The organism is Burkholderia sp. RF7-non_BP4, from assembly GCF_001521935.1.
GTDB lineage: Bacteria > Pseudomonadota > Gammaproteobacteria > Burkholderiales > Burkholderiaceae > Burkholderia > Burkholderia diffusa.
The window spans coordinates 130,900-153,043 of sequence record NZ_LOTA01000089.1; the positions used below are offsets into that span (position 1 = coordinate 130,900).

The window sequence follows — 22,144 nt, forward strand, 5'->3', positions numbered from 1 at the left end:
AATGTGCGCAATCCGTTGAACGTTGGAGCGTCCATGTCTTCGCAACTGCAGTCCATCCCGTCCTACCTTCATGCCGACGATCTCGGCCCGTGGGGCAACTACCTTCAGCAGGTCGATCGCGTCGCACCGTACCTCGGTTCGCTGTCGCGCTGGCTGGAAACGCTGAAGCGTCCGAAGCGCATCCTGATCGTCGACGTGCCCATCGAGCTCGACAACGGTACCGTCGCGCACTTCGAGGGCTATCGCGTGCAGCACAACGTGTCGCGCGGTCCGGGCAAGGGCGGCGTGCGCTACCACCAGGACGTGACGCTGTCGGAAGTGATGGCACTGTCGGCATGGATGTCGGTGAAGAACGCGGCCGTGAACGTGCCGTACGGCGGTGCGAAGGGCGGCATCCGCGTCGACCCGCGCAAGCTGTCGCGCGGTGAGCTCGAACGCGTGACGCGTCGCTACACCAGCGAAATCGGCATCATCATCGGCCCGAACACCGACATTCCGGCACCGGACGTCAACACCAACGAACAGGTGATGGCGTGGATGATGGACACGTTCTCGATGAACCAGGGCCAGACGTCGACCGGCGTCGTGACCGGCAAGCCGATCTCGCTCGGCGGTTCGCTCGGCCGCAAGGAAGCGACGGGCCGCGGCGTGTTCGTCGTCGGTTGCGAGGCGGCGAAGAAGAAGGGCCTCGAGATCGAAGGCGCGCGCATCGCGGTGCAGGGCTTCGGCAACGTCGGCGGCATCGCGGCGAAGCTGTTCCAGGAAGCGGGTTCGAAGGTGATCGCGGTGCAGGATCACACGGGCACGATCTACCAGCCGGCCGGCCTCGATTCGAACAAGCTGCTCGACCACGTCGCACGCACGGGCGGCGTCGCGGGCTTCGAAGGCGCCGAACCGATGCCGAACGACGAGTTCTGGACGGTCGAGACCGACATCCTGATCCCGGCGGCACTGGAAAACCAGATCACCGAGAAGAACGCATCGAAGATCCGCACGAAGATCATCGTCGAAGGCGCGAACGGCCCGACGACGACGGCGGCCGACGACATCCTGAGCGCGAACGGCGTGCTCGTGATCCCCGACGTGATCGCGAACGCGGGCGGCGTGACCGTGTCGTACTTCGAGTGGGTGCAGGACTTCTCGAGCTTCTTCTGGACGGAAGACGAGATCAACCACCGTCTCGAGCGCGTGATGCGCGAAGCGTTCGCCGGCGTGTGGGCGGTCGCGGAAGAGCACAAGGTGTCGGTGCGTACGGCGGCGTTCATCGTTGCGTGCAAGCGCATCCTGATGGCGCGCGAAATGCGCGGCCTGTATCCCTGATCGGTCATTTCCGAGTCGATCGGATGACTATGACAAAAGCATGACGCAATCCACCCGATTGTGTGCGTGAACCCTCGCGGGCGGTGCCGAATCCGGCACCGCCCGCGTGTGCATTCAGGCGCTGCAGGAGGCGCGCGAAGCCGGGAGGACGGCTTCGTACAGGACGATTCGTAGTACGGTAAACAACCAGTACTTTCAAAAATATTACTTTGATACACTGGCGCGGGTTTTAGCCAAGGAGATGACCAAAATGAAATACCAGAAGGCAGTCCTGATGGTCGCGGCGCTGTGGGCGTTCGCGAGCGGCGCGCATGCACAGGAGACCGGCACGCTGAAGAAGATCAAGGACACGGGCGTGATCGCGCTGGGCCACCGCGAATCGTCGATTCCGTTCTCCTACTATGACCAGAACCAGCAGGTCGTCGGTTATTCGCGCGACTTCCAGATGAAGGTCGTGGACGCGGTGAAGAAGAAGCTGAACCTGCCGAACCTGCAGGTCAAGAACATCCCGGTGACGTCGCAGAACCGCATCCCGCTCGTGCAGAACGGCACGGTGGACATCGAGTGCGGCTCGACGACCAACAACACGGAGCGTCAGCAGCAGGCCGCGTTCTCCGACACGATCTTCGTGATCGGCACGCGCCTGATGACGAAGAAGGATTCGGGCGTGAAGGACTTCGCGGACCTGAAGGGCAAGACGGTCGTGACCACCGCCGGCACGACGTCCGAGCGCCTGCTGCGCAAGATGAACAACGACAAGCAGCTGGGCATGAACATCATCAGCGCGAAGGACCACGGCGACTCGTTCAACACGCTCGAGTCGGGCCGCGCGGTCGCGTTCATGATGGACGACGCGCTGCTCGCGGGCGAACGCGCGAAGGCGAAGCAGCCGGGCGAGTGGGTGATCGTCGGCACGCCGCAGTCGGAAGAGGCGTACGGCTGCATGATGCGCAAGGGCGATGCTGACTTCAAGAAGGTCGTCGACGACGCGATCTCGCAAGTCGAGAAATCGGGCGAAGCCGCGAAGATCTACGCGAAGTGGTTCGAGAACCCGATCCCGCCGAAGGGGCTGAACCTGAACTTCCCGCTGTCCGATTCGATGAAGAAGCTGTACGCGAACCCGAACGACAAGGCGCTCGACTGACCACGCAGCCGTTGACGCAGAAATGACGCTACTGAAACGGAAGAGGCCTCGCTTCTTCCGTTTCTTTTTGCTGGAGTCTTGCCTATGTCTTACCACTGGAACTGGGGCATCTTCCTGAGCCCCGTCTCGACCGGCGAGCCGACGACTTACTTCGGATGGCTGATGTCCGGATTCTGGGTGACGATCGAGGTGTCGCTCGTCGCCTGGGTCGTCGCGCTGATCGTCGGTTCGCTGTTCGGCGTGCTGCGCACGGTGCCGAACAAATGGCTGTCCGCGATCGGCACCGTCTACGTGTCGATCTTCCGGAACATCCCGCTGATCGTGCAGTTCTTCGTCTGGTACCTCGTCGTGCCCGAACTGCTGCCCGCGTCGATCGGCACCTGGATCAAGCAGTTGCCGCCCGGCACGCAGTTCTTCACCGCGTCGATCATCTGTCTCGGCCTGTTCACGGGCGCGCGCGTGTGCGAACAGGTTCGCTCGGGGATCAACGCGCTGCCGAAGGGCCAGCGCGCGGCCGGCCTCGCGATGGGCTTCACGCAATGGCAGACGTACCGCTACGTGCTGCTGCCGGTTGCCTACCGGATCATCGTGCCGCCGCTTACGTCCGAGTTCCTGAACATCTTCAAGAACTCGGCGGTCGCGTCGACGATCGGCCTGCTCGACCTGTCCGCGCAGGCCCGACAGCTCGTCGACTACACCGCGCAGACCTACGAGTCGTTCATCGCGGTGACGCTCGCATACGTGCTCATCAACCTCGTCGTGATGGCGTTCATGCGCTGGATCGAAGGCCGCACGCGGCTGCCCGGCTACATCGGAGGCAAGTGATGCATCAGTTCGACTGGAGTAGTATTCCCGGCGCGATCCCGACGCTGTGGACGGGGGCGATCGTCACGTTCAAGATCACGCTGATCGCGATCGTCATCGGCATCGTCTGGGGCACGCTGCTGGCGCTGCTGCGGCTGTCCGGCGTGAAGCCGCTCGAGTGGTTCGCGAAGGCATACGTGACGGTGTTCCGCTCCATCCCGCTCGTGATGGTGCTGCTGTGGTTCTTCCTGATCGTGCCGCAGGTGCTGCAGGGCGTGCTCGGGCTGTCGCCGACGATCGACATCCGGCTTGCGTCGGCGATGGTCGCGTTCTCGCTGTTCGAAGCCGCGTATTATTCCGAGATCATCCGCGCCGGTATCCAGGCGGTGCCGCGCGGGCAGGTGAACGCCGCGTTCGCGCTCGGCATGAACTACGCGCAGGCCATGCGCCTCGTGATCCTGCCGCAGGCGTTCCGCGCGATGGTGCCGCTGCTGCTCACGCAGGCGATCGTCCTGTTCCAGGACACGTCGCTCGTGTACGTGATCAGCCTCGCGGACTTCTTCCGCACGGCCGCCAACATCGGCGATCGCGACGGCACGACCGTCGAGATGGTCCTGTTCGCGGGTGCATGCTATTTCGTGATTTGCTCGGTGGCGTCTGCCCTCGTCAAAGGTCTCCAGAAAAAGGTCACAAGATGATTTCCATCAAGAACGTTTCGAAGTGGTACGGCCAGTTTCAGGTCCTCGCCGATTGCACGACCGAGGTGAAGAAAGGCGAAGTGGTCGTGGTGTGCGGCCCGTCGGGCTCGGGCAAGTCGACGCTGATCAAGACCGTGAACGGCCTCGAGCCGTTCCAGCAGGGCGAGATCCTCGTGAACGGCCAGTCGGTCGGCGACAAGAAGACGAACCTGTCGAAGCTGCGCTCGAAGGTCGGGATGGTGTTCCAGCATTTCGAGCTGTTTCCGCATCTGTCGATCACCGAGAACCTGACGCTCGCGCAGATCAAGGTGCTCGGCCGCGGCAAGGACGAAGCGACCGAGAAGGGCATGAAGCTGCTCGATCGCGTCGGCCTGAAGGCGCATGCGCACAAGTTTCCGGGCCAGCTGTCGGGCGGCCAGCAGCAGCGGGTCGCGATCGCGCGCGCGCTGTCGATGGACCCGATCGCGATGCTGTTCGACGAACCGACGTCCGCGCTCGATCCGGAAATGATCAACGAAGTGCTCGACGTGATGGTCGAGCTCGCGCAGGAAGGCATGACGATGATGGTCGTCACGCACGAAATGGGCTTCGCGAAGAAGGTCGCCCATCGCGTGATCTTCATGGACAAGGGCGCGATCGTCGAGGACGACCGCAAGGACGATTTCTTCTCGAATCCGAAGTCGGATCGCGCGAAGGACTTCCTCGCGAAGATCCTGCACTGAGCACTCGTACGTCGCGCGCTTCGTGCGCGCGGCATGCGCAAACCGCCCGGCCGAACGCCGGGCGGTTTTTTTTCGCCGGTTGCCCGTCGGTCGCCGCCGGCGACGGACGGATTCCGGCAGCGGGCGTCACCAGCTGTAGCGGTAACCGACCTGCCCGGTGACGCCGCGCCGGTAATCGCCGCCGATGTTGCGCGCATATTTCACGTTCGCGTACAACTCGCCCGACTTGCCGAAGCCCGCGGTCACGCCAAGGCCGAGCTCGTACCACGTGCGGCCCAGGTGCGTCGCGAACGGCGTGCCGCCGACGACGGTCTGGCCCGGCGACAGGAAGTCGTGCAGCACGTCGGCCGTGAAATACGGCGTCGCGGCGCCGCCGCCCGCGTTCGCATCGAGGTTCGGCCGGAAGATGCGCACGCCGACGCGTCCGCGCAACGCACTGGTCGTCGTGCCCGACACGGCCGACACGTTGTCGTTGAACCCGTTCAGCTTCAGGTACTGGTACATCAGCTGCGCCTGCGGCTCGACCGCGATCGGCGTGCCGCCGATCCCGAACGGCTTGCCGACCTCCTGCGACAGTGCGATGCCGAAGCCGTTCTGCGATGCCTCGTTGCCGTAGCTGTCGCGATAGCGGTTGCCGTAGTGCGTGACCTGGCCGACGCTGTCGAAGTAGGTGCCGTCGGACAGGTAGCGCGTCCAGTAGCCGCCGATGCTCTGCGCATGCATCTCGACCGAGCCCGTCGACGTCGACAGGCCCGCCGTGCCGGCGCGCGCCATGTCGCTGAAGCTCGCGTTCGCGACGCCGATGCTCGCCGTCACGCCCGCATGCGTGCTGCCGCCGGCCGGCGCCTGGTCGAGCGTCCAGTCCTTGCCGAACTGCGCGAAGAACGTACGCTCGTCGGCCGCGAAGCGGCCCGCGTTCGCATCGAGGCTCTGTCCGCCCACGCGGCCCCAGACGCCGTCGCGGTTGCCCGGCGCCTGCTTCTCGAGGTTGTAGATGTCGCCGACGCGCTCGTGCAGCTTGCCGAGCGTCGAGAAGCCGTAATCCGCGTTCAGCAGCGGCGTCATCGCATAGCCTGCAACGCCCGGACGGTACGCGAGATTGCCGCCGCCGTCGATGACGTTCGGACCGACCGGATCGCCCGGGTCCGTCGGGTCGAGTTGCGAGCGCAGATACCAGCCGTTCGCATCGCCCTGGCCGCCGCGGTAGAGCCGATATTCGTATGCGCCTGCCTGCACCGGGCCCGCGAGATGGAACGCCGATGCGGAGGTCGTGCCGCCGTTGGTCGTGACGACCACCGGAATACCGTCGCCCGTCGTCTGCGCGCCGGTGCCGGCCGTGTTCGCGACCTTCAGCCCCGTCGTGCCCGTCGCGGTGCCGCCGTTCACGATCAGCCGGTCGGTCGGCGACGCATCGGCGCCGAGATAGGTGTTCAGCGCGATCGTGCCGCCGTTGCCGACATAACTGCCTGTCGTCAGGGTCCGGTAGCTGCCTGCCGCCGTCGGCGCGCCGGACGGCGCGGCGAATGCGACCAGGCCCGCGTTGTTCAGGCTGCTCAGCACGGAGCTGCCGGTCATGTGCCACGTGCTCGTGCCGTCGACGGTCAGCGCGACCGGGTCGATCTTGCCGGTGAGGGTCGTGCCGTTCGTCAGGAACACGTTGCCGGTGCTCGACGCGTCCGACACGATGTCGCCGGCGAGATTCACGGCCGATGCGTTGAAGGTCGCGGTGCTGCCGTTCGCGAGGTCCAGCAGCGTGCCGTTGCCGGCCGTCACGACGGTGCCGTTGCGCACCGCGATGTCGACCGTGCCGCCGCGCGCGGCGAACGCCGGCCCGGCGACGGACGCGACGCTGCCGCCGTCGACGAGCACGGCGCTGGTCGCGCCGGTCGCGAGCGTGTCGGTGCTCAGCACGCCGGCCGTCGCGCCCTTGAGCGTCGTGCCGGTCAGCGCGAGCACGCCGCCGCCGTCGACCGTCGCGCCGTTGCCGGCCGCGCTCGCGATCGACGAACCCGTGTCGCCGATGCGGCCGCCGTTCCGTGCGACGAGGCCGTCGGCCGCCGTGCCCGCCGTGGACACCTTCGCGCCCGACAGCAGGGCGGTCGCGCCGCTGCCCGCGACGATCGCGTGCGCGCCGGCACCCGTCGTCGCGACGGTCGTACCGTCGGCGGCGAGCGTCGAATCCGCGCCCGTCACGAAGAGGCCGCGCGCGTCGTCGCCGGCGGTGCGCACGACGGTCGCCGCATCGGTCGCGATGCGCGCGCCGGCGCCGGTCGACGACAGTCCGTCGGCGCCGTTGCCGGTCGTGCCGATCTGCGTGCCCGACAGCACGATCGTCGTGTTCGCGCCGAGGTTGTCGATGCCCTTGCCGGCGCCGCCCACCGCGATCGACGTCGCGCCGGCCGCGATCCCGCCGCCCGACACGGTCGAGTCGATCAGCACGCCGTCGGCGCTGCCGTTCGCGACGACGGTGCCCGCGCCCGACAGCGCGACCGACGCGCCGGACCCCGTCAGGTGCACGCCGGCGATGCCGTCGTCCGCCTCGATCGTGCCCGCGTTGGCGAGCGTGGCCGACGCGCCCTGCACGAGCGCGCCGGTGCCGTTCGATACGCGGATCGCCGATGCGTTGTTCACCGTGCCGAGCGTGCCGGCCACGACCCCTGTCGAGCCGGCGCCGGTCAGCAGCACCGTATTGCGGTTCTCGAGCGTGCCGAGGTTTTGCGCGACGAAGCCGGTCACGCCGCCCGTCGACGACGCGACCGCCGCGTTGTTGGTCAGCGTCGTCGCCACCGGCGTACCGGCGTTCGCGCCGCTGAGCGCGTGTGCCTGGCCGTCGACGGTGCCCGCGATCGCGCCGGCCGCATTCAGGTCGATGGTCGCGCCCGAGTCGATCGTGCCCTTCGCACCGCCTTCGACCGCGACCGCGATGCCGTTCGCGCCGTTGACGTTGTAGGTGGCGTGGCCGGTGGACAGCGTCGTGCCGGCGCCCGTCGCGAGCACGCCGCGCGCGCGCTGGCCGTTCACGTCGGTCGTCAGCGTGCCGGCCGCCGACGCGCCCGTGTAGGCCGCGCCGCCCGCGATGCGGAACAGCGTCGAATCGTCGGTATCGACGCTCAGATGCTGCGCGGCGACATTGATCTTCGAGCCGGCGCCGTATGCGTAGAAGCCGGTCTGGTTCGTGCCCGACATGAAGGCCGGCACGGCGTTGGCGTCGACGTTGATCGTCGCGCCCGAGCGTGCATGGACGCCGATCGCGCCGTTGCCGGTCAGGTTGAGCGCGCCGTCGACCGTGGCCTTCGCGCGCGGCCCTTCGGCCCACACGCCGTAGTTGCGCGTGTCCGACGCCGGATCGAGCCCGCCGGCCACGTTGATCGTGCCGGTCGACGTCGCGGCCGTCGCGGTCGCACCGGTGCCGACCACCATGATGCCGATGCCGTTCACGCCATTCAGCGTGATCGTGCCCGTGTTGGTCACGGTCGCGGCCGTATTGGCCGCGAGCATGCCGACGTTGGCGAACGGCGTGCCGGGTGCCGCGCCGTTCACGACGATCGTGCCCGCGTTGCGCAGTGTGCCGGACGTCGAGTCGATGCTCGCCATCCCGGCGCCGTTTTGCGTCTGCGAGCCGATCATGATCGAGCCGAGGTTGCTGGCGGTGCCCGATGCGCCGAGCAGGATCCCGTAGGAATGCGCGGACAGCGCGACGTCGTTCGCCGCTGCCCCGGGCCCGTACTGGGCCGCGCGGCCGAGATAGATCGTGCCGCCGGCCGCGTTCGTGAAGGTGCCGCCGGCCGCGAGGCCGCCGATCACCTGGCTGTCGAGCGTCGTCGCGTTGACGCCGACGTTGATCGTGCCGGCGTTCGACGCGTTCGCACCGCTCGTCACGGCCACCGCGTAGTTCTTCAGGTCGGGGCGGTTGCCGTCGAGCGTCCATGCGCCGACGTTCATCACGCCGTTGTTGACGAACGAGGTGCCCGTGCCGCTTGCGTACACGCCGTTGCCCTCGGTGTACGCGTGGAAGCCGAAGTTGTCGGGCGGCGCGCTGCCGCTCGTGTCGAAATTGTCGCCGGACGCGTAGCCGGACGAGATCGTGCCGTTGTTGACGCCGCTCGCGCCGCTCAGCAGGCGCACCAGCGTGAAGTCGCCCGACAGGCGGCCGTCGTTGACGAAGTGCGCGCCGTTTTCCGCGAGGACGGCCGAACTCGACACAATCGTATTGGTGCCGCGGAAGTCGATCTGGCCGTCCTTGCCGATCTGCAGCGTCGCGTTCGCGCCGGTGCCGTGCATGGCCGACAGGTGATCGATCGGCAGCGTGTTCTTGTCGCCGGCGGACACGTTGTTCGCATACTGGAAGGTTTCCTTCGAGAACGTGACGGCCTGGCCGAACGCCGTGTCGTAGGCAGCCTGCGAGCCGAGCGCGCCGCTCCGGACCGAGCGCGCCAGGAAGTCGTTGTACGCGGCGAGCGACGCCGCGTCGGTGACGGTCCATGTGCTGCCGTCGAATGCGGTGAAGGTGCCCGCGTAGGCCGGGACGTCGAGCTGGAGATTGCCGACGGCACCGCCGCTCGCGAGATAGTCGCCGGTGCCGAGCCAGATCTGGTTGCGCGAATTCCAGTTTACGACGCTTTTTGCAGAGCCGGTGCCGTCTGCGAAGGTCAGGTCGGTCTGCTTCGGCGCGATCGAGATCGCGTTGCCGGCCGCGTCGGGCGCGTTCGCGGGGTTGCCGATCGACACGTTCAGCGTGCCGCCGGTGTTGTCGACGGTGCCGATCCGCAGGTTCACGTACTGGTTGCCGTTCACGTCATGGTAGACGGGCACGTTGGTCGAGCCGGCCGTCGACGCGGCGAACGCGGACGAGTTGTACGTGGCGATCGACGTATGGGTGCCCGTGATCGTGTCGGGCGTGCTGACGCTCTGCGTCTTGCCGCCGAGCGACAGCAGCGGCTGGTTCGGGTTGCCCGACACGATGGACGTATTGCCGATCGGCGTGAGCGTATAGCCGGGGTCGCCGGCGGCGCCCGTCCATGCACCCGTCACGCCGACCGTGTCGCCGCCCGACACGGTCGTGGCGCCGGCCCCGTTGTCGTTGACGGTCGGGCTGACGCTGCCGAGCGCGCAACTGCTGCCGCTTGCGACCGCCGAACCGTTACCGCAGGTCGATGCGTACGCGGAGCCGGCCGACAGCGCGGCCAGCGCGGCACCGAGCGCGGCGACGCGCAACGGCGAGCGGCGGATGGCCGTGCGGCCGGCACGGCGGCTTGCGGCCGATTGGCTGCCCGAACGCTTGCCGCGCGCCCGGGCCGTTTCCGCAACCGCGACCCAGCAGCCGGCGGCCTCGCTCCATATCGATCGAAATGAGTGATTCACGACAAGCCCCTCTCTCTTTATTTGAACTGGTATTCGCCGTATGCGGCGAATGCGCATTCCACGGTGACGTGTATTTCGAATGGGCGTGCGGCAGCCGGGGCTGCGTCGAGTGCCAATCAGGATGCGTTACGCCGAAGATGGAGCGAGTCTACTAATCGACGGGGCGGTCGATTGTCGGAAAATCAAGATATGTAGGGATGGTAACGGTATGGGGTGGTATTTCTGAATTGTGTGGTTAATCGAACTGAAAGCCTTGGTGGGGAAGGGTTTGGCGGGTTTTTCTACAGGCTGGTCGGAATCGTCCGGTCGGTGGGATAACGCACGGTCGGTATTTTGTTTATGTTTTATTCTATGGTTTCCGGATTATCCGTTTTCGATTCGCTCTTGTTTTGTTTTTTCGTCGATGAATTATTTTTACTCGAAAATTAATAAAATAAAAGCGAATGTTGTATGTCGTCGATCGCGTGTATCTAATGGCGATCTGAAGGAAACGTGTAACGTCATCGGGCGCGGACTTTCACTGCCGGCGATCGCCGGGCCGTGACGTTCGCACACACGCGGAAGGCGGGAAAGGCGGGCGCCGGACGGCGCGGCGCACTCAGAAGTCGATCGGGTCGTCGGCGTCGTCCGCGGTGCCGGCTGCCAGCGCCTCGCGCCGCACACCGCCGCACGGCGCGGACGCCGATGCGTCGAGCGCCGGGTTGCGCAGCTTCTCGAGCACGCGTTCGGGTACCGGGATCTGCATCCGCGCGGCGACGTCGCCGCACTGGAACATGATCAACTCGCCCGGTTCGAACGAGGTCCAGATTTCGTTGTCGGTCAACGGCTGCGTGGCGATCACCGCGACGCGATCCTCGGGCGTCGTGTATTTCGCGAAGTCGATCGACAGGTCTTCGTCGACCAGATGCGCGGTCGAGAACGGCCAGCGCCGCACGAGGTAGTGCAGCCGCGTCGAGCAGTGCGCGAAGAGCGCCTGGCCGTTCGACATCAGGAAGTTGAACACGCCGTGATCGGTGATGCCGCGCGTCAGCTCGCCGACGCGCTCGAACAGCTCCGGCAACGGCGGCTGCGCGCCGGGGAACGCTTCGCGCAGCCCCTGCATCAGCACGCAGAACGCCTTCTCGCTGTCGGTCGTGCCGACCGGATGGTAGACGCTGCCGTCGAGATCGGGTTCGTAGTCCTGCAGATCGCCGTTATGCGCGAAGATCCAGTGCCGCCCCCACAGCTCGCGCATGAACGGATGGCTGTTCTCGAGCAGGATGTGGCCCTGCGTGGCCTTGCGGATGTGCGCGATCGTGTTCTTGGATTTGATCGGGTAACGCTTCACCATTTCGGCGATCGGCGACGTGGCCGACGCCTGCTGGTCGATGAACAGGCGACACGCCTTGTCCTCGAAGAACGCGATCCCCCAGCCGTCGGCATGGTGATCGGTGAGGCCGCCCCGGGCCGCGAAACCTGTGAAGGAGAATGTGACGTCCGTCGGCGCGGCGCAGTTCATTCCTAGGAGTTGGCACATTTTACTTGGGGCGGGGGCGGAAGCGGGGTAACCAACCGGGTGAACCCCGGTACAATGTGGCTTCTAGCATATCACCGAGCCTTGAGCGGTAAAAAGCGGATTCCGCCGGCCGAAGGCCTCGTGTTGCGGTTTGCCGTCAGTCGGCCCGCGCACGCGCGTTCCGGCCCCGCAGATGGCCAGCCCGTTCCTCACGACGCCTCCTATGACTGCCTCGAACGCTTCCTCTCCGGCGACGCTCACGCTCGCCCGTCCCGACGACCTGCACCTGCACCTGCGCGACGGCGACATGCTGGCCGCGGTGCTGCCGCACACGGCGCGCCAGTTCGCCCGCGCGATCGTCATGCCGAACCTGAAGCCGCCCGTCACGACCACCGCGCAGGCGCAGGCCTATCGCGAGCGAATCCTGGCCGCGCTGCCGACGGGCATGGCGTTCGAGCCGCTGATGACGCTGTACCTGACCGACAACACGGCGCCCGACGAAATCCGCCGCGCGCGCGACAGCGGCTTCGTGCACGGCGTGAAGCTGTATCCGGCCGGCGCGACGACGAACTCCGATCACGGCGTCAGCGATCTCGCGAAGTGTGCGAAGACGCTCGAGGTCATGCAGGAAACCGGCATGCCGCTGCTCGTGCACGGCGAGGTGACCGATCCGGCGATCGACATGTTCGATCGCGAGAAGGTGTTCATCGACCGCGTGATGACGCCGCTGCGCCGCGATTTCCCCGGCCTGAAGGTCGTGTTCGAGCACATCACGACGAAGGACGCGGCCGACTACGTGCGCGACGCCGACGCGGCGCCGGGCCTGCTCGGCGCGACGATCACGCCGCAGCACATGCTGTACAGCCGCAACGCGCTGTTCGTCGGCGGGATTCGCCCGCATTACTACTGCCTGCCGGTGCTGAAGCGCGAAACGCACCGCGTCGCGCTCGTCGAAGCTGCGACGTCGGGCAACCCGCGCTTCTTCCTCGGTACCGACAGCGCGCCGCACGCGCGCGGCGCGAAGGAAACCGCGTGCGGGTGCGCGGGCTGCTACACGGCGCTGCACGCGCTCGAGCTGTATGCGGAAGCGTTCGACCAGGCCGGCGCACTCGACAAGCTGGAGAATTTCGCGAGCCGCTTCGGCGCCGACTTCTACGGGCTGCCGCGCAGCACCGAGACGATCACGCTGCGCCGCGAGACCTGGGAACTGCCGCGCGAGGTCTTCGCGGGCGATACGCCGGTCGTCCCGCTGCGCGCCGGCGAAACGATCGGCTGGAAATTCGCGTGACCGGCACGCCGCCGCGCGGGGCCGGCCTGACGGCCGGCGGCGGGGCGGCGGTATTCGCGCAGATCGACTGGTCGGCGCCGTGGCTCGCGCCTTACGCGGCCCCCGGTCGTGTGCTGCAGGCGGCGGCGCTCACGGGCGAGACCGCGCTGCTCGATGCGTTGAACGGCGCGCTGCGCGGCGGTACGCGGGCGAGCGGCCGAGGCCGGCCGCTGCGCTTCGTGCCCCAGGCGGAGCTGCCGCCAGGCATCGCATACGAAACGCATATCGCCGACACGGGCGGCGTCCCGACCCGCCACAATCTTCACGACTTCTTCAATGCGCTCGTCTGGTTCGCGTATCCGCGCACCAAGGCCGCGCTGAACGCACGCCAGGCCGCGGCGATCGACGCCGCGGGCGGCGTCGGTCCCGTGCGCGGCACGCTGCGCGATGCGCTCACGCTGTTCGACGAGAACGCCGCGCTGTTCGTGACGGCCGACCGCGCGCTCGCCGACGCGCTGCGCGGCTTCAACTGGCAGCAACTGCTGGTGGCGGCGCGCGACGCGTGGGGCACGCGCTGCGAGGCGCGGCTCGTCGGCCATGCGCTGCTCGAGAAGCTCGTCGTGCCGTACAAGTCCTGCACCGCGCACACGTGGATCGTCGAAGTGAGTGACGACTATTTCTCGTGGCCCGACGCGCAGCGTGCCGCGCACGTCGATGAGCGGATCGCCGGCGAACTCGCGACCCGTGACCTGACGAGCCGCGATTTCGCGCCGCTCCCGGTGCTCGGCGTGCCGGGCTGGTGTGACGCGAATGCCGTGCCCGCGTTTTACGACGATCCGGCGGTTTTCCGCAGCGGCCGCCGGTCGCGCGCTGCCGGCGGCGGCGCGCAGTGCTAGAATGCGCGTCGCAAAGCAGGCCAGGCAGTCGCGGCCTCGCCGCCTTCGGGCAGGCGAGGGCGAGGAAAGTCCGGACTCCACAGGGCAGGGTGATGGCTAACGGCCATCCGTGGCGACACGCGGAACAGGGCAACAGAAAGCAAACCGCCGATGGCCCGGCGCAAGCCGGGATCAGGTAAGGGTGAAACGGTGCGGTAAGAGCGCACCGCGGCGACGGCGACGTCCGCCGGCACGGTAACCTCCACCCGGAGCAATTCCAAGTAGGCAGGCGCGCATTTTCGGATGCAGGACGGTGCCCCCGTCTCGTCTGCGGGTAGGAAGCTTGAGCGCGTCAGCAATGGCGCGCCTAGAGGAATGGCTGCCACGCGCCGTGCGCTTCGGCGTGCAGCGTGCACAGAATCCGGCTTATCGGCCTGCTTTGCCGCTCGAATGCGAAAGGGCCGGCGCTCCGTCAGGAGCGCCGGCCCTTTTTTTCATGCGTGGCTGCTAGGCGTTCAGGCCGCGACGATGTCGAACGAATGCGTGAGCTCGGCCGTCTTCGCGATCATGATCGACGCGGAGCAGTACTTGTCGTGCGACAGGTTGATCGCGCGCTCGACCGTGGCCGGGTTCAGGTTGCGGCCCGTGACGGTGAAGTGGAAGTGGACCTTCGTGAACACCTTCGGATCTTCGCTCGCGCGTTCGGCCTTCAGCGTGACCGAGCAGCCGGTGACTTCCTGGCGGCTCTTCTTCAGGATCAGCACGACGTCGTACGCGGTGCAGCCGCCGGTGCCGACCAACACCATTTCCATCGGGCGCGGCGCGAGATTATGGCCACCGCCTTCCGGTGCGCCGTCCATCGCGACGAGGTGCCCGCTTCCGGTCTGAGCGGAAAACGCCATGCCGTCCTGACCCATCCAGCTTACTTTGCATTCCATGCTTGCACTCCAGCGTTGCCTGATTCGAATTCGATCATGCATTGTAGCCCGCAGTGCAACGGTCGGCTGACGCGCTGCACGACGCGCAACGTCGCGCCGCCGCACGCGGCGCCTGGCGGCGCGCCGAACGTCGATTTCCCTGCCCGCTTTAGGGGTTTTGTTCTAGATGTGGTGGACTTCCGGTTGCGTCCTTGTTTCCCAATCGATTGATTTCAAAAGAGAAAACGCGATATGGCGGCGAAATCCATCACATTCCGCATTATGGTTGCGGATTTCGTAATGCAAATTTTCTTGTGAAGTCGCCGGCGCATTCGTATAATGAGCCTCATTGGTTGTCGCGCTGCGGCAACCTCCGCATGTCTCCTCCACCCTCCTCCTAAGGTGGATTAAGCCCGAACCAGCGGTTCGGGCTTTTTTTCGTCCCATGCAAGCATCGACGCGCAGTTTGCGCGCTTCGATGTCGGTCGTTGACTCCCTGTCTTTGACTCCGTTTACGCGGGCTGTCGTGCGGCCGCGTGCGATGCCGCGCCGGTTGGCGTGTCGGTCGAGCCGGCGGCAGGGGGCGAAACCTGCGCGGCCGATGCGTGGCCATGACCGCGCGCGCAGAAATGGCGTACGCGTTCGCGTACCGCGCGCAGGCGGGCGATGCGATCTTCGGCATGGGCGCCGCGGGCGTCGGCGATACGAGCGTCGAGTGCGTCGAGCTTGGCCTCGCAGCCGGCCCGGGCGGCGACGGCGGGCGCCGCGGCGGCCAGCAATGCGGCCGCGAGAAGGGGCGTAAGTCCTTGTTTCATCATGCTTGTTTGTTGTTTTTCCGTTGTCGGCCGGTCTGGCGCGGCAAGGTCAGGTGCCGCGCGTCGATGGGTGCCTCCCCGGGCGCTCGGTTCGCCTGGCATATCGGGGCACGACCGGATTTTGGCCCATTTCGGGCGCCGCCGGCACGGGACGTGGATTCTTTTTGACCGCGCTGCCGTATTTCCTTTATAATTCAGGGCTTTTCCGCATTCATGCCCACGGAAAAAGAACAGGGAGAGCCTGCACCGCGCCTCGAAGCGCACACAGACAAGCAGGAAGAACACATCGGGCAAAGCATTTTTTTTGGATCGATCATGAAGACGTTTTCCGCAAAAGCCCATGAGGTGACGCGCGAATGGTACGTGATTGACGCGACGGATAAGGTTCTCGGCCGTGTTGCCAGCGAAGTGGCACGCCGTCTGCGCGGCAAGCACAAGCCTGAGTTCACCCCGCACGTCGACACTGGTGATTTCATCATCATCATCAACGCAAGCAAGTTGAAGGTCACGGGCAACAAGACTCTGGACAAGAAGTACTACCGTCACTCGGGCTACCCGGGCGGTATCTATGAAACGACGTTCGGCAAGATGCAAGAACGCTTCCCGGGCCGTGCGCTCGAGAAGGCGGTCAAGGGCATGCTGCCGAAGGGCCCGCTCGGCTACGCGATGATCAAGAAGCTGAAGGTCTACGCTGAAGCGACGCATCCGCACTCGGCTCAACAGCCGAAAGCGCTCGAGATCTAAGGGGAGCCCACATGATCGGTAACTGGAACTACGGTACGGGCCGCCGCAAGAGCGCAGTCGCACGTGTCTTCATCAAGGCTGGCAAGGGCGACATCATCGTCAACGGCAAGCCCATCGCTGACTACTTCTCGCGCGAAACGTCGCTGATGATCGTGCGTCAACCGCTGGAACTCACGAACCACGGCCAGACGTTCGACATCAAGGTGAACGTGAACGGCGGCGGCGAAACGGGTCAGGCAGGCGCAGTGCGCCACGGCATCACCCGCGCGCTGATCGACTACGATGCGACGCTGAAGCCGTCGCTGTCGAACGCAGGCTTCGTCACGCGCGATGCACGTGAAGTCGAGCGTAAGAAGGTTGGTCTACGCAAGGCACGTCGCGCAAAGCAGTTCTCGAAGCGTTAATTCCGCTTCATGGCCGCGCCGCTTCCGGGCGGCGTCCGCCGGAAAAACCGCCAGCTTTCACGCTGGCGGTTTTTTTATGCCCGCGCGGCGGGGCTCCGCGGGCCGTTTCCTTTACGGAAATCAACAAGAACCTATTGATTTCATGGACATCAGCACGATCTTCTGATCGGCCCTACAATAGCGGCTAAAGCTTTTTGGAGAGTTCGCATGAACGCTGTTACCGAATCCGCAGCAACGACCACCGAAATGCCGGTACCGTTCGTCTTCACCGACGCCGCGGCCGACAAGGTCAAGCAACTGATCGACGAAGAGGGCAATCCCGACCTGAAGCTGCGCGTATTCGTGCAAGGCGGCGGCTGCTCGGGCTTCCAGTATGGCTTCACGTTCGACGAGGAAGTCAACGAGGACGACACCGTGATGAACAAGAACGGCGTCCAGCTCCTGATCGACTCGATGAGCTACCAGTACCTGGTCGGCGCCGAGATCGACTACAAGGACGACCTCAACGGCGCCCAGTTCGTGATCAAGAACCCGAACGCAACGACCACGTGCGGGTGCGGCTCGTCGTTCTCGGTCTGAGCGCACGACGGAATCTGTCCGGTTCGCCGGAATGAAAAACGGGGCTTCATGCCCCGTTTTTTTGTGCCCATGCGCGGCGCGAACCGCTTCCTTCGGCCTTCCGTCAGCGCGGATAAAGCGCGCCTAGCACGCGCGCATCCGCGGCACCCGTCACGCTCGCGAGGTTGCCGGGCTGGCGCGCGGTGAAGCGATACGCGAGCCACGCGAACGCGAGCGCTTCGACCTGTTGCGGCGGCACGCCGAGCGCGGCCGTCGTCTCCACCGTCGCCGGCACGCCGGCCTCGCGCAGCGCTTCCGCGAGCGCGGCGAGCAGCACCGGATTGCGGGCGCCGCCGCCGCAGACGAATACGGCTTTGCAATCCGTCGCGTGCTGCGCGACTTCGCGGGCGACCGAGACGGCGGTGAGCGCCGTCAGCGTGGCCTGCACGTGTTCCGGCGCGACCTGCGCGAACGCGGCGAGCTTCGCGTCGAGCCACGCGGGATTGAACAGGTCGCGGCCGGTGCTTTTCGGCGGCAGCGCGGCGAAGTAGGGCTCGTCGAGCAGCGCGTCGAGCAGCGGCGCGTGCACCGTGCCGCGCGCGGCGAACTTGCCGCCGTCGTCGTACGGCTTGCCGAGGTGGCGCGTCGCCCATGCGTCGAGCAGCGCGTTCGCGGGCCCGCAGTCGAAGCCGCGCACGTCGCCGCCATCACCGGGCAGGATCGTGATGTTGCTGATGCCGCCGAGGTTGCAGACGACCCGCGTCTCGCCCGGCGCGCCGAACATCGTCGCGTGGAACGCAGGCGCGAGCGGCGCGCCGTGGCCGCCGGCCGCGACGTCGCGGCTGCGGAAATCGGCGATCACGTCGATATGGGCCAGCTCCGCGAGCAATGCCGGATTGTTGAGCTGGCGCGTGTAGCCGCGCTCGGGACGGTGGCGGACCGTCTGGCCGTGCACGCCGATCGCGCGGATCTCGTCGCGCGACAGGCCGGCGGTGCGCTGCAACTCGTGACAGCACACCGCGTAGCGCGCGACGAGCGCGTTCGCCGCGAGCGATTCGCGGTCGATCTCGTTGTCGCCGGGCTGCTGCAGCGCGAACAGCGCGTCGCGCAGCGATTGCGCGAAGCCGACGAAGGCTTCCGCGAGCACGACCGGCGCGCGGCCGGTCTCGAAACGCACGGCGACGCCGTCGACGCCGTCCATGCTGGTTCCCGACATCAGCCCGAAGTAGATGCCGTCGGCCGGATGGGCGGGTTGCGGATGTCGTTGCGGCACGTTGGGTTCTCCTGGATCGAGCGGCGCGGGCTGGTGCCGCGCGCCTTGCGCCCGATTATCCGCGCAACCTGACGCATCGTTAAGCGATGCACGCGCAAGTTATGGGAAAATCCCTGTCTTTGCGACATTCTTCCTGGCACCGATGAGCACCGAACCCAGTTCCAAGCCTGTTTTCCCGATCACCGACGAAGTCCGCCATGCGCTCGCCGTCACGAAGCGCGGCGTCGACGAACTGCTGATCGAGGAAGAGTTCGCGCAGAAGCTCGCGCGCAGCGCGGCCACCGGCACGCCGCTGCGCATCAAGCTCGGCCTCGATCCGACCGCGCCCGACATCCACATCGGCCATACGGTCGTGTTGAACAAGATGCGTCAGCTGCAGGATCTCGGCCACACCGTGATCTTCCTGATCGGCGATTTCACGTCGCTGATCGGCGACCCGTCGGGCCGCAATGCGACGCGTCCGCCGCTCACGCGCGAACAGATCGAATCGAACGCGAAGACCTACTTCGAACAGGCCGCGCTCGTGCTCGACCGCGCGAAGACCGAAATTCGCTACAACAGCGAATGGTCGATGCCGCTCGGCGCGGACGGGATGATCAAGCTCGCGTCGCGCTACACGGTCGCGCGGATCCTCGAGCGCGAGGATTTCACGAAGCGCTTCCAGAGCGGCGTGCCGATCTCGATCCACGAATTCCTGTACCCGCTGATGCAGGGTTACGACTCGGTCGCGCTGAACGCCGACCTCGAACTCGGCGGCACCGACCAGAAGTTCAATCTGCTCGTCGGCCGCGAACTGCAGAAGCAATACGGCCAGGAACAGCAGTGCATTCTGACGATGCCGCTGCTCGAAGGCCTCGACGGCGTCGAGAAGATGTCGAAGTCGAAGGGCAACTATGTCGGCATCAGCGAGAAGCCGACCGACATGTTCGGCAAGCTGATGAGCATCTCGGACACGCTGATGTGGCGTTACTTCGAGCTGCTGTCGTTCCGCGGCCTCGACGAAATCGCCGGCTTCAAGCGCGACGCCGAAGGCGGCCGCAATCCGCGCGATTTCAAGGTGCTGCTCGCGCAGGAAATCGTCGCGCGCTTCCATTCGCAGGCCGACGCCGAGCGTGCGCTCGAAGATTTCAATCATCGCGCGAAGGGCGGCGTGCCGGACGACATCCCGTCGGTCACGCTCGCGGGCGCGCCGCTCGCGATCGGCCAGCTGCTGAAGCAGGCGGGCCTCGTGCCGTCGACGAGCGAAGCGCTGCGCAACATCGAGCAGGGCGGCGTGAAGATCGACGGTGCGACGGTGTCCGACAAGGGCCTGAAGGTCGAGGCCGGCGAGTTCGTCGTTCAGGTCGGCAAGCGCCGCTTCGCGCGCGTCACGCTGACCGCATGATCGCGCTGATCCAGCGCGTGAAGCGCGCCGACGTGCGCGTCGGCGACCGCACGACGGGCGAGATCGGCGCAGGACTGCTCGCGCTCGTCTGCGCGGAGCGCGGCGACACCGAGGCTGCGGCCGACAAGCTGCTCGCGAAGCTGCTCGGCTATCGCGTGTTCAGCGACGCGGCCGGCAAGATGAACCTGCCGGTGTCGAACATCGACGGCGCGGGCGGCGCCGGCGGCCTGCTGCTCGTGTCGCAGTTCACGCTCGCGGCCGATACCAACAGCGGGCTGCGGCCGAGCTTCACGCCGGCCGCGCCGCCCGACGAAGGCGCGCGCCTGTTCGACTATTTCGTCGCGGCCGCGCGCGCGCGTCATCCGGTCGTCGAGACGGGCGAATTCGGCGCCGACATGCAGGTGTCGCTCGTCAACGACGGCCCCGTGACGTTCTGGCTGCAAGTGCGGCCCTGATTCTTTCCCGGAGACGCGCCGCGATGGCCACCACGCAGATTCTCTTCATTCGTCATGGCGAGACGGCCTGGAACCGCATCAAGCGCATCCAGGGCCATATCGACATTCCGCTGGCCGACACGGGGCTCGCGCAGGCGCAGCGGCTGGCCGTCCGGCTCGCGCGGGATGCGCATGAAGGTCAGCGCATCGACGCGATCTATTCGAGCGACCTGATGCGCGCGCAGCAGACCGCGCAACCCTTTGCCGATGCGCTCGGGCTGCCGCTGCGGTTGCGCGAAGGGCTGCGCGAACGTGCGTACGGCGTGTTCCAGGGGCATGACAGCACCGAGATCGAGACGCTGTTTCCGGACGCCTACGCCGCGTGGCAGACGCGCGACCCGGGTTTCGCGCCCGACGGCGGCGAGTCGCAGCGCGAGTTCTATCATCGCGTGCTGCATGCGCTCGAGCCGATCGTCGCCGCGCATCCGGGCGGGCGCATCGCATGCGTCGCGCACGGCGGCGTGCTCGATTGCGTGTATCGCTTTGCCAACGGTCTCGACCTCTCGGCGCCGCGCAGCTATCAGTTGCTCAACACCAGCATCAACGTCGTCGATTACGTCGATGGCCGTGCGCAAGTCGTGCAATGGGCCGACGTGTCGCATCTGGATACCGCGAGCGACGACGACGGGTATCGCAAGGTACTTTGATGCGATCATGCCGGTGCTGCCGGCGTGATCGGCCGGGGGCGGCCTTCCATTTCAGGTTTGGGTGCGGCGGTGCCTGGCGTGTCCTGTAGCCGAGCGCGTACGCGATCCTGCCGGGCTTGTCGGCCACGATCGACTGGCGCAGCTTGTCGAATTCTCCTTTCGAGTACTTCTTGCCGCCATCGATCGCATCGACGCGGCGGTCACGGGAATATCACGGTCACGGCAAATTGAAATGATCCGGAGAAACGGATCGTCAGGCGGGCGGGGTACCGTCGGGCGGCGTCGCCGTCGCGCGTCGGCGTGCGCGTTTCGAGGCGCCGTTGACGAGCGCCCAGCGCAGCACGGGCGCGACCGCCCTGACACCGGGCCGGACCACCGCGCGTCGCAACGGCGCGAACGTCGACACGCCGAGCATGCGCTGCGCCCAGTTCGGCAGCAGGTCTATGCCCGCATGCATGATCAGTGACGCGGCCGGACGCAGCGCGGGCGTAGAGATCGGCACATTCAGCAGGATGTCCATGACGTCGAAGGTGCGTGGCCCTGCTTCGAGTTCGGGCTGCATGCGCGTGAAATAGGCCGCGACTTCCGCACGCGAACGGGGAACATCCCGGGCGCCGAGCAGCTCGGCGATCAATGCCGTCTCGGCGTAGTAGACGTCCTGCTGCTCGCCCGATAGCGACGGATTCACATAGCGCAAATGTGCGGCGAGGAAGCTTGATACTTCCGCGACATGCACCCAGGTCAGCAACGCCGGATCGTCGGCTCGGTACGGCCTGCCGTCGGGCGCGGTACCCGATACGCGCGAGTGGATCGCTTTTACGCGCTCGATCAGCGCGAGTGCGTCCGCGCGGCTGCCGAACGTCGTGCCCGTGATGAACGTTGCGGTGCGCCGCAAGCGGCCGAGGATGTCGGTGCGAAACGACGAGTGATCCCAGACGCCCGCCAGCGCGAGCGGATGGAGCGCCTGCAGCAGCAGTGCAGCAATGCCGCCCGTCATCATCGACGTGAAATCGGCATGCACGCGCCAGCAGACGGCGTCGGGGCCGAACAGCCCCGGATCTCCGGGTGGCGACGACAGGTCGATCGACGGGCCGCCGCCGCCCGTCGTCAGGTGCGTGATGCCGGCCACGAGCCGCTTGCGGATCGGTTCGACCCAGCGCGGACCCGGCGTGGGCGTGGCGGGGTGCGGGCTGGGCGGCGTGGTCATGGCAGGTGTGACGTG

The 22,144-nt window shown here is 66.4% G+C and carries 19 protein-coding genes, 1 other RNA gene and 1 pseudogene; 14 read left to right on the forward strand and 7 right to left on the reverse strand.

Translation table 11 applies throughout. The features are described from left to right. Positions 1–33 precede the first annotated feature (33 nt). The 5 genes from WS49_RS27890 (at position 34) to WS49_RS27910 (ending at position 4,688) form a co-directional block, all read left to right on the forward strand. On the forward strand, positions 34–1,320 hold the full coding sequence (locus WS49_RS27890; protein ID WP_059465395.1) for a Glu/Leu/Phe/Val family dehydrogenase: 1,287 nt from the start codon (positions 34–36) through the stop codon (positions 1,318–1,320). A 250-nt stretch (positions 1,321–1,570) separates the two neighbouring features. Then, a complete protein-coding gene (locus tag WS49_RS27895; RefSeq protein ID WP_059535513.1) occupies positions 1,571–2,464 on the forward strand; it encodes a glutamate/aspartate ABC transporter substrate-binding protein in 894 nt (297 codons plus the stop codon). Between the two features lie 84 nt (positions 2,465–2,548). Next, positions 2,549–3,289: an amino acid ABC transporter permease gene (locus WS49_RS27900; RefSeq protein ID WP_059535316.1), complete on the forward strand. Its 741-nt coding sequence runs from the start codon at positions 2,549–2,551 to the stop codon at positions 3,287–3,289. Then, positions 3,289–3,966 carry a glutamate/aspartate ABC transporter permease GltK gene (gene gltK, locus WS49_RS27905; RefSeq protein WP_059535318.1) on the forward strand — a complete coding sequence of 226 codons (678 nt, stop codon included), beginning with the start codon at positions 3,289–3,291 and terminating at the stop codon, positions 3,964–3,966. Before WS49_RS27900 ends, gltK begins: the two co-directional genes overlap by 1 nt. Next, complete coding sequence (locus WS49_RS27910; RefSeq protein WP_059465398.1) at positions 3,963–4,688, forward strand: amino acid ABC transporter ATP-binding protein; 726 nt, start codon at positions 3,963–3,965, stop codon at positions 4,686–4,688. The genes gltK and WS49_RS27910 overlap by 4 nt, the downstream gene beginning before the upstream one ends. 126 nt (positions 4,689–4,814) lie before the next feature. Here the strand turns inward: WS49_RS27910 and WS49_RS27915 are convergent, their stop codons facing one another. Further along, the gene (locus tag WS49_RS27915) at positions 4,815–10,049 is read right to left on the reverse strand and encodes an autotransporter outer membrane beta-barrel domain-containing protein (protein WP_059535320.1); all 5,235 of its coding nucleotides are present in this window, start codon (positions 10,047–10,049) and stop codon (positions 4,815–4,817) included. 598 nt (positions 10,050–10,647) lie between these two features. After that, positions 10,648–11,565: a class II glutamine amidotransferase gene (locus tag WS49_RS27920; RefSeq protein WP_059535322.1), complete on the reverse strand. Its 918-nt coding sequence runs from the start codon at positions 11,563–11,565 to the stop codon at positions 10,648–10,650. Between the two features lie 202 nt (positions 11,566–11,767). On the opposite strand from WS49_RS27920, the gene pyrC reads away from it, so the two are divergent. The 3 genes from pyrC to rnpB all read left to right on the forward strand — a co-directional run bounded on the left by pyrC (position 11,768) and on the right by rnpB (position 14,131). Further along, a complete protein-coding gene (pyrC, locus tag WS49_RS27925; RefSeq protein ID WP_059535324.1) occupies positions 11,768–12,832 on the forward strand; it encodes a dihydroorotase in 1,065 nt (354 codons plus the stop codon). Beyond that, on the forward strand, positions 12,829–13,707 hold the full coding sequence (locus WS49_RS27930; RefSeq protein WP_059535326.1) for a DUF3025 domain-containing protein: 879 nt from the start codon (positions 12,829–12,831) through the stop codon (positions 13,705–13,707). Before pyrC ends, WS49_RS27930 begins: the two co-directional genes overlap by 4 nt. 12 nt (positions 13,708–13,719) lie before the next feature. Next, an RNA gene (rnpB, locus tag WS49_RS27935) (RNase P RNA component class A) lies at positions 13,720–14,131 on the forward strand. Positions 14,132–14,201: 70 nt separating this feature from the next. Here rnpB and WS49_RS27940 read toward each other — a convergent pair. Together WS49_RS27940 and WS49_RS27945 are read right to left on the reverse strand one after the other, a co-directional pair. After that, complete coding sequence (locus tag WS49_RS27940; protein ID WP_082721941.1) at positions 14,202–14,666, reverse strand: OsmC family protein; 465 nt, start codon at positions 14,664–14,666, stop codon at positions 14,202–14,204. A 449-nt stretch (positions 14,667–15,115) separates the two neighbouring features. Next, positions 15,116–15,421 (reverse strand): DUF1090 family protein, encoded by a 306-nt coding sequence (locus tag WS49_RS27945; RefSeq protein ID WP_059535328.1) that lies wholly within the window; start codon positions 15,419–15,421, stop codon positions 15,116–15,118. 312 nt (positions 15,422–15,733) lie between these two features. On the opposite strand from WS49_RS27945, the gene rplM reads away from it, so the two are divergent. From rplM to erpA, 3 genes are all read left to right on the forward strand, one after another. Then, a complete protein-coding gene (gene rplM / locus WS49_RS27950; protein ID WP_009687896.1) occupies positions 15,734–16,162 on the forward strand; it encodes a 50S ribosomal protein L13 in 429 nt (142 codons plus the stop codon). A gap of 11 nt (positions 16,163–16,173) precedes the next feature. Further along, positions 16,174–16,566, forward strand: a complete 393-nt coding sequence (gene rpsI, locus WS49_RS27955; protein ID WP_011883283.1) for a 30S ribosomal protein S9 — start codon at positions 16,174–16,176, stop codon at positions 16,564–16,566. Between the two features lie 207 nt (positions 16,567–16,773). Next, entirely contained in the window at positions 16,774–17,145 is a 372-nt protein-coding gene (erpA, locus tag WS49_RS27960) for an iron-sulfur cluster insertion protein ErpA (protein WP_059451991.1), read from the forward strand. Positions 17,146–17,248: 103 nt separating this feature from the next. Here erpA and WS49_RS27965 read toward each other — a convergent pair whose 3' ends face one another. Continuing rightward, entirely contained in the window at positions 17,249–18,397 is a 1,149-nt protein-coding gene (locus tag WS49_RS27965) for an anhydro-N-acetylmuramic acid kinase (RefSeq protein WP_059535330.1), read from the reverse strand. A 142-nt stretch (positions 18,398–18,539) separates the two neighbouring features. On the opposite strand from WS49_RS27965, the gene tyrS reads away from it, so the two are divergent. The 3 genes from tyrS to WS49_RS27980 are packed head-to-tail and all read left to right on the forward strand — an operon-like array spanning position 18,540 to position 20,922. Further along, positions 18,540–19,781: a tyrosine--tRNA ligase gene (gene tyrS, locus WS49_RS27970; RefSeq protein WP_059535332.1), complete on the forward strand. Its 1,242-nt coding sequence runs from the start codon at positions 18,540–18,542 to the stop codon at positions 19,779–19,781. Further along, the gene (gene dtd, locus WS49_RS27975; RefSeq protein WP_006759921.1) at positions 19,778–20,236 is read left to right on the forward strand and encodes a D-aminoacyl-tRNA deacylase; all 459 of its coding nucleotides are present in this window, start codon (positions 19,778–19,780) and stop codon (positions 20,234–20,236) included. Before tyrS ends, dtd begins: the two co-directional genes overlap by 4 nt. 23 nt (positions 20,237–20,259) lie before the next feature. After that, positions 20,260–20,922, forward strand: a complete 663-nt coding sequence (locus WS49_RS27980; RefSeq protein WP_059535333.1) for a histidine phosphatase family protein — start codon at positions 20,260–20,262, stop codon at positions 20,920–20,922. Between the two features lie 73 nt (positions 20,923–20,995). Here WS49_RS27980 and WS49_RS35765 read toward each other — a convergent pair. Together WS49_RS35765 and WS49_RS27985 are read right to left on the reverse strand one after the other, a co-directional pair. Further along, positions 20,996–21,118, reverse strand: a pseudogene (locus WS49_RS35765) (ParB/Srx family N-terminal domain-containing protein); the annotation flags it as partial. Positions 21,119–21,175: 57 nt separating this feature from the next. Beyond that, on the reverse strand, positions 21,176–22,129 hold the full coding sequence (locus tag WS49_RS27985; RefSeq protein WP_059535335.1) for an oxygenase MpaB family protein: 954 nt from the start codon (positions 22,127–22,129) through the stop codon (positions 21,176–21,178). Between the last annotated feature and the right edge of the window lie 15 nt (positions 22,130–22,144).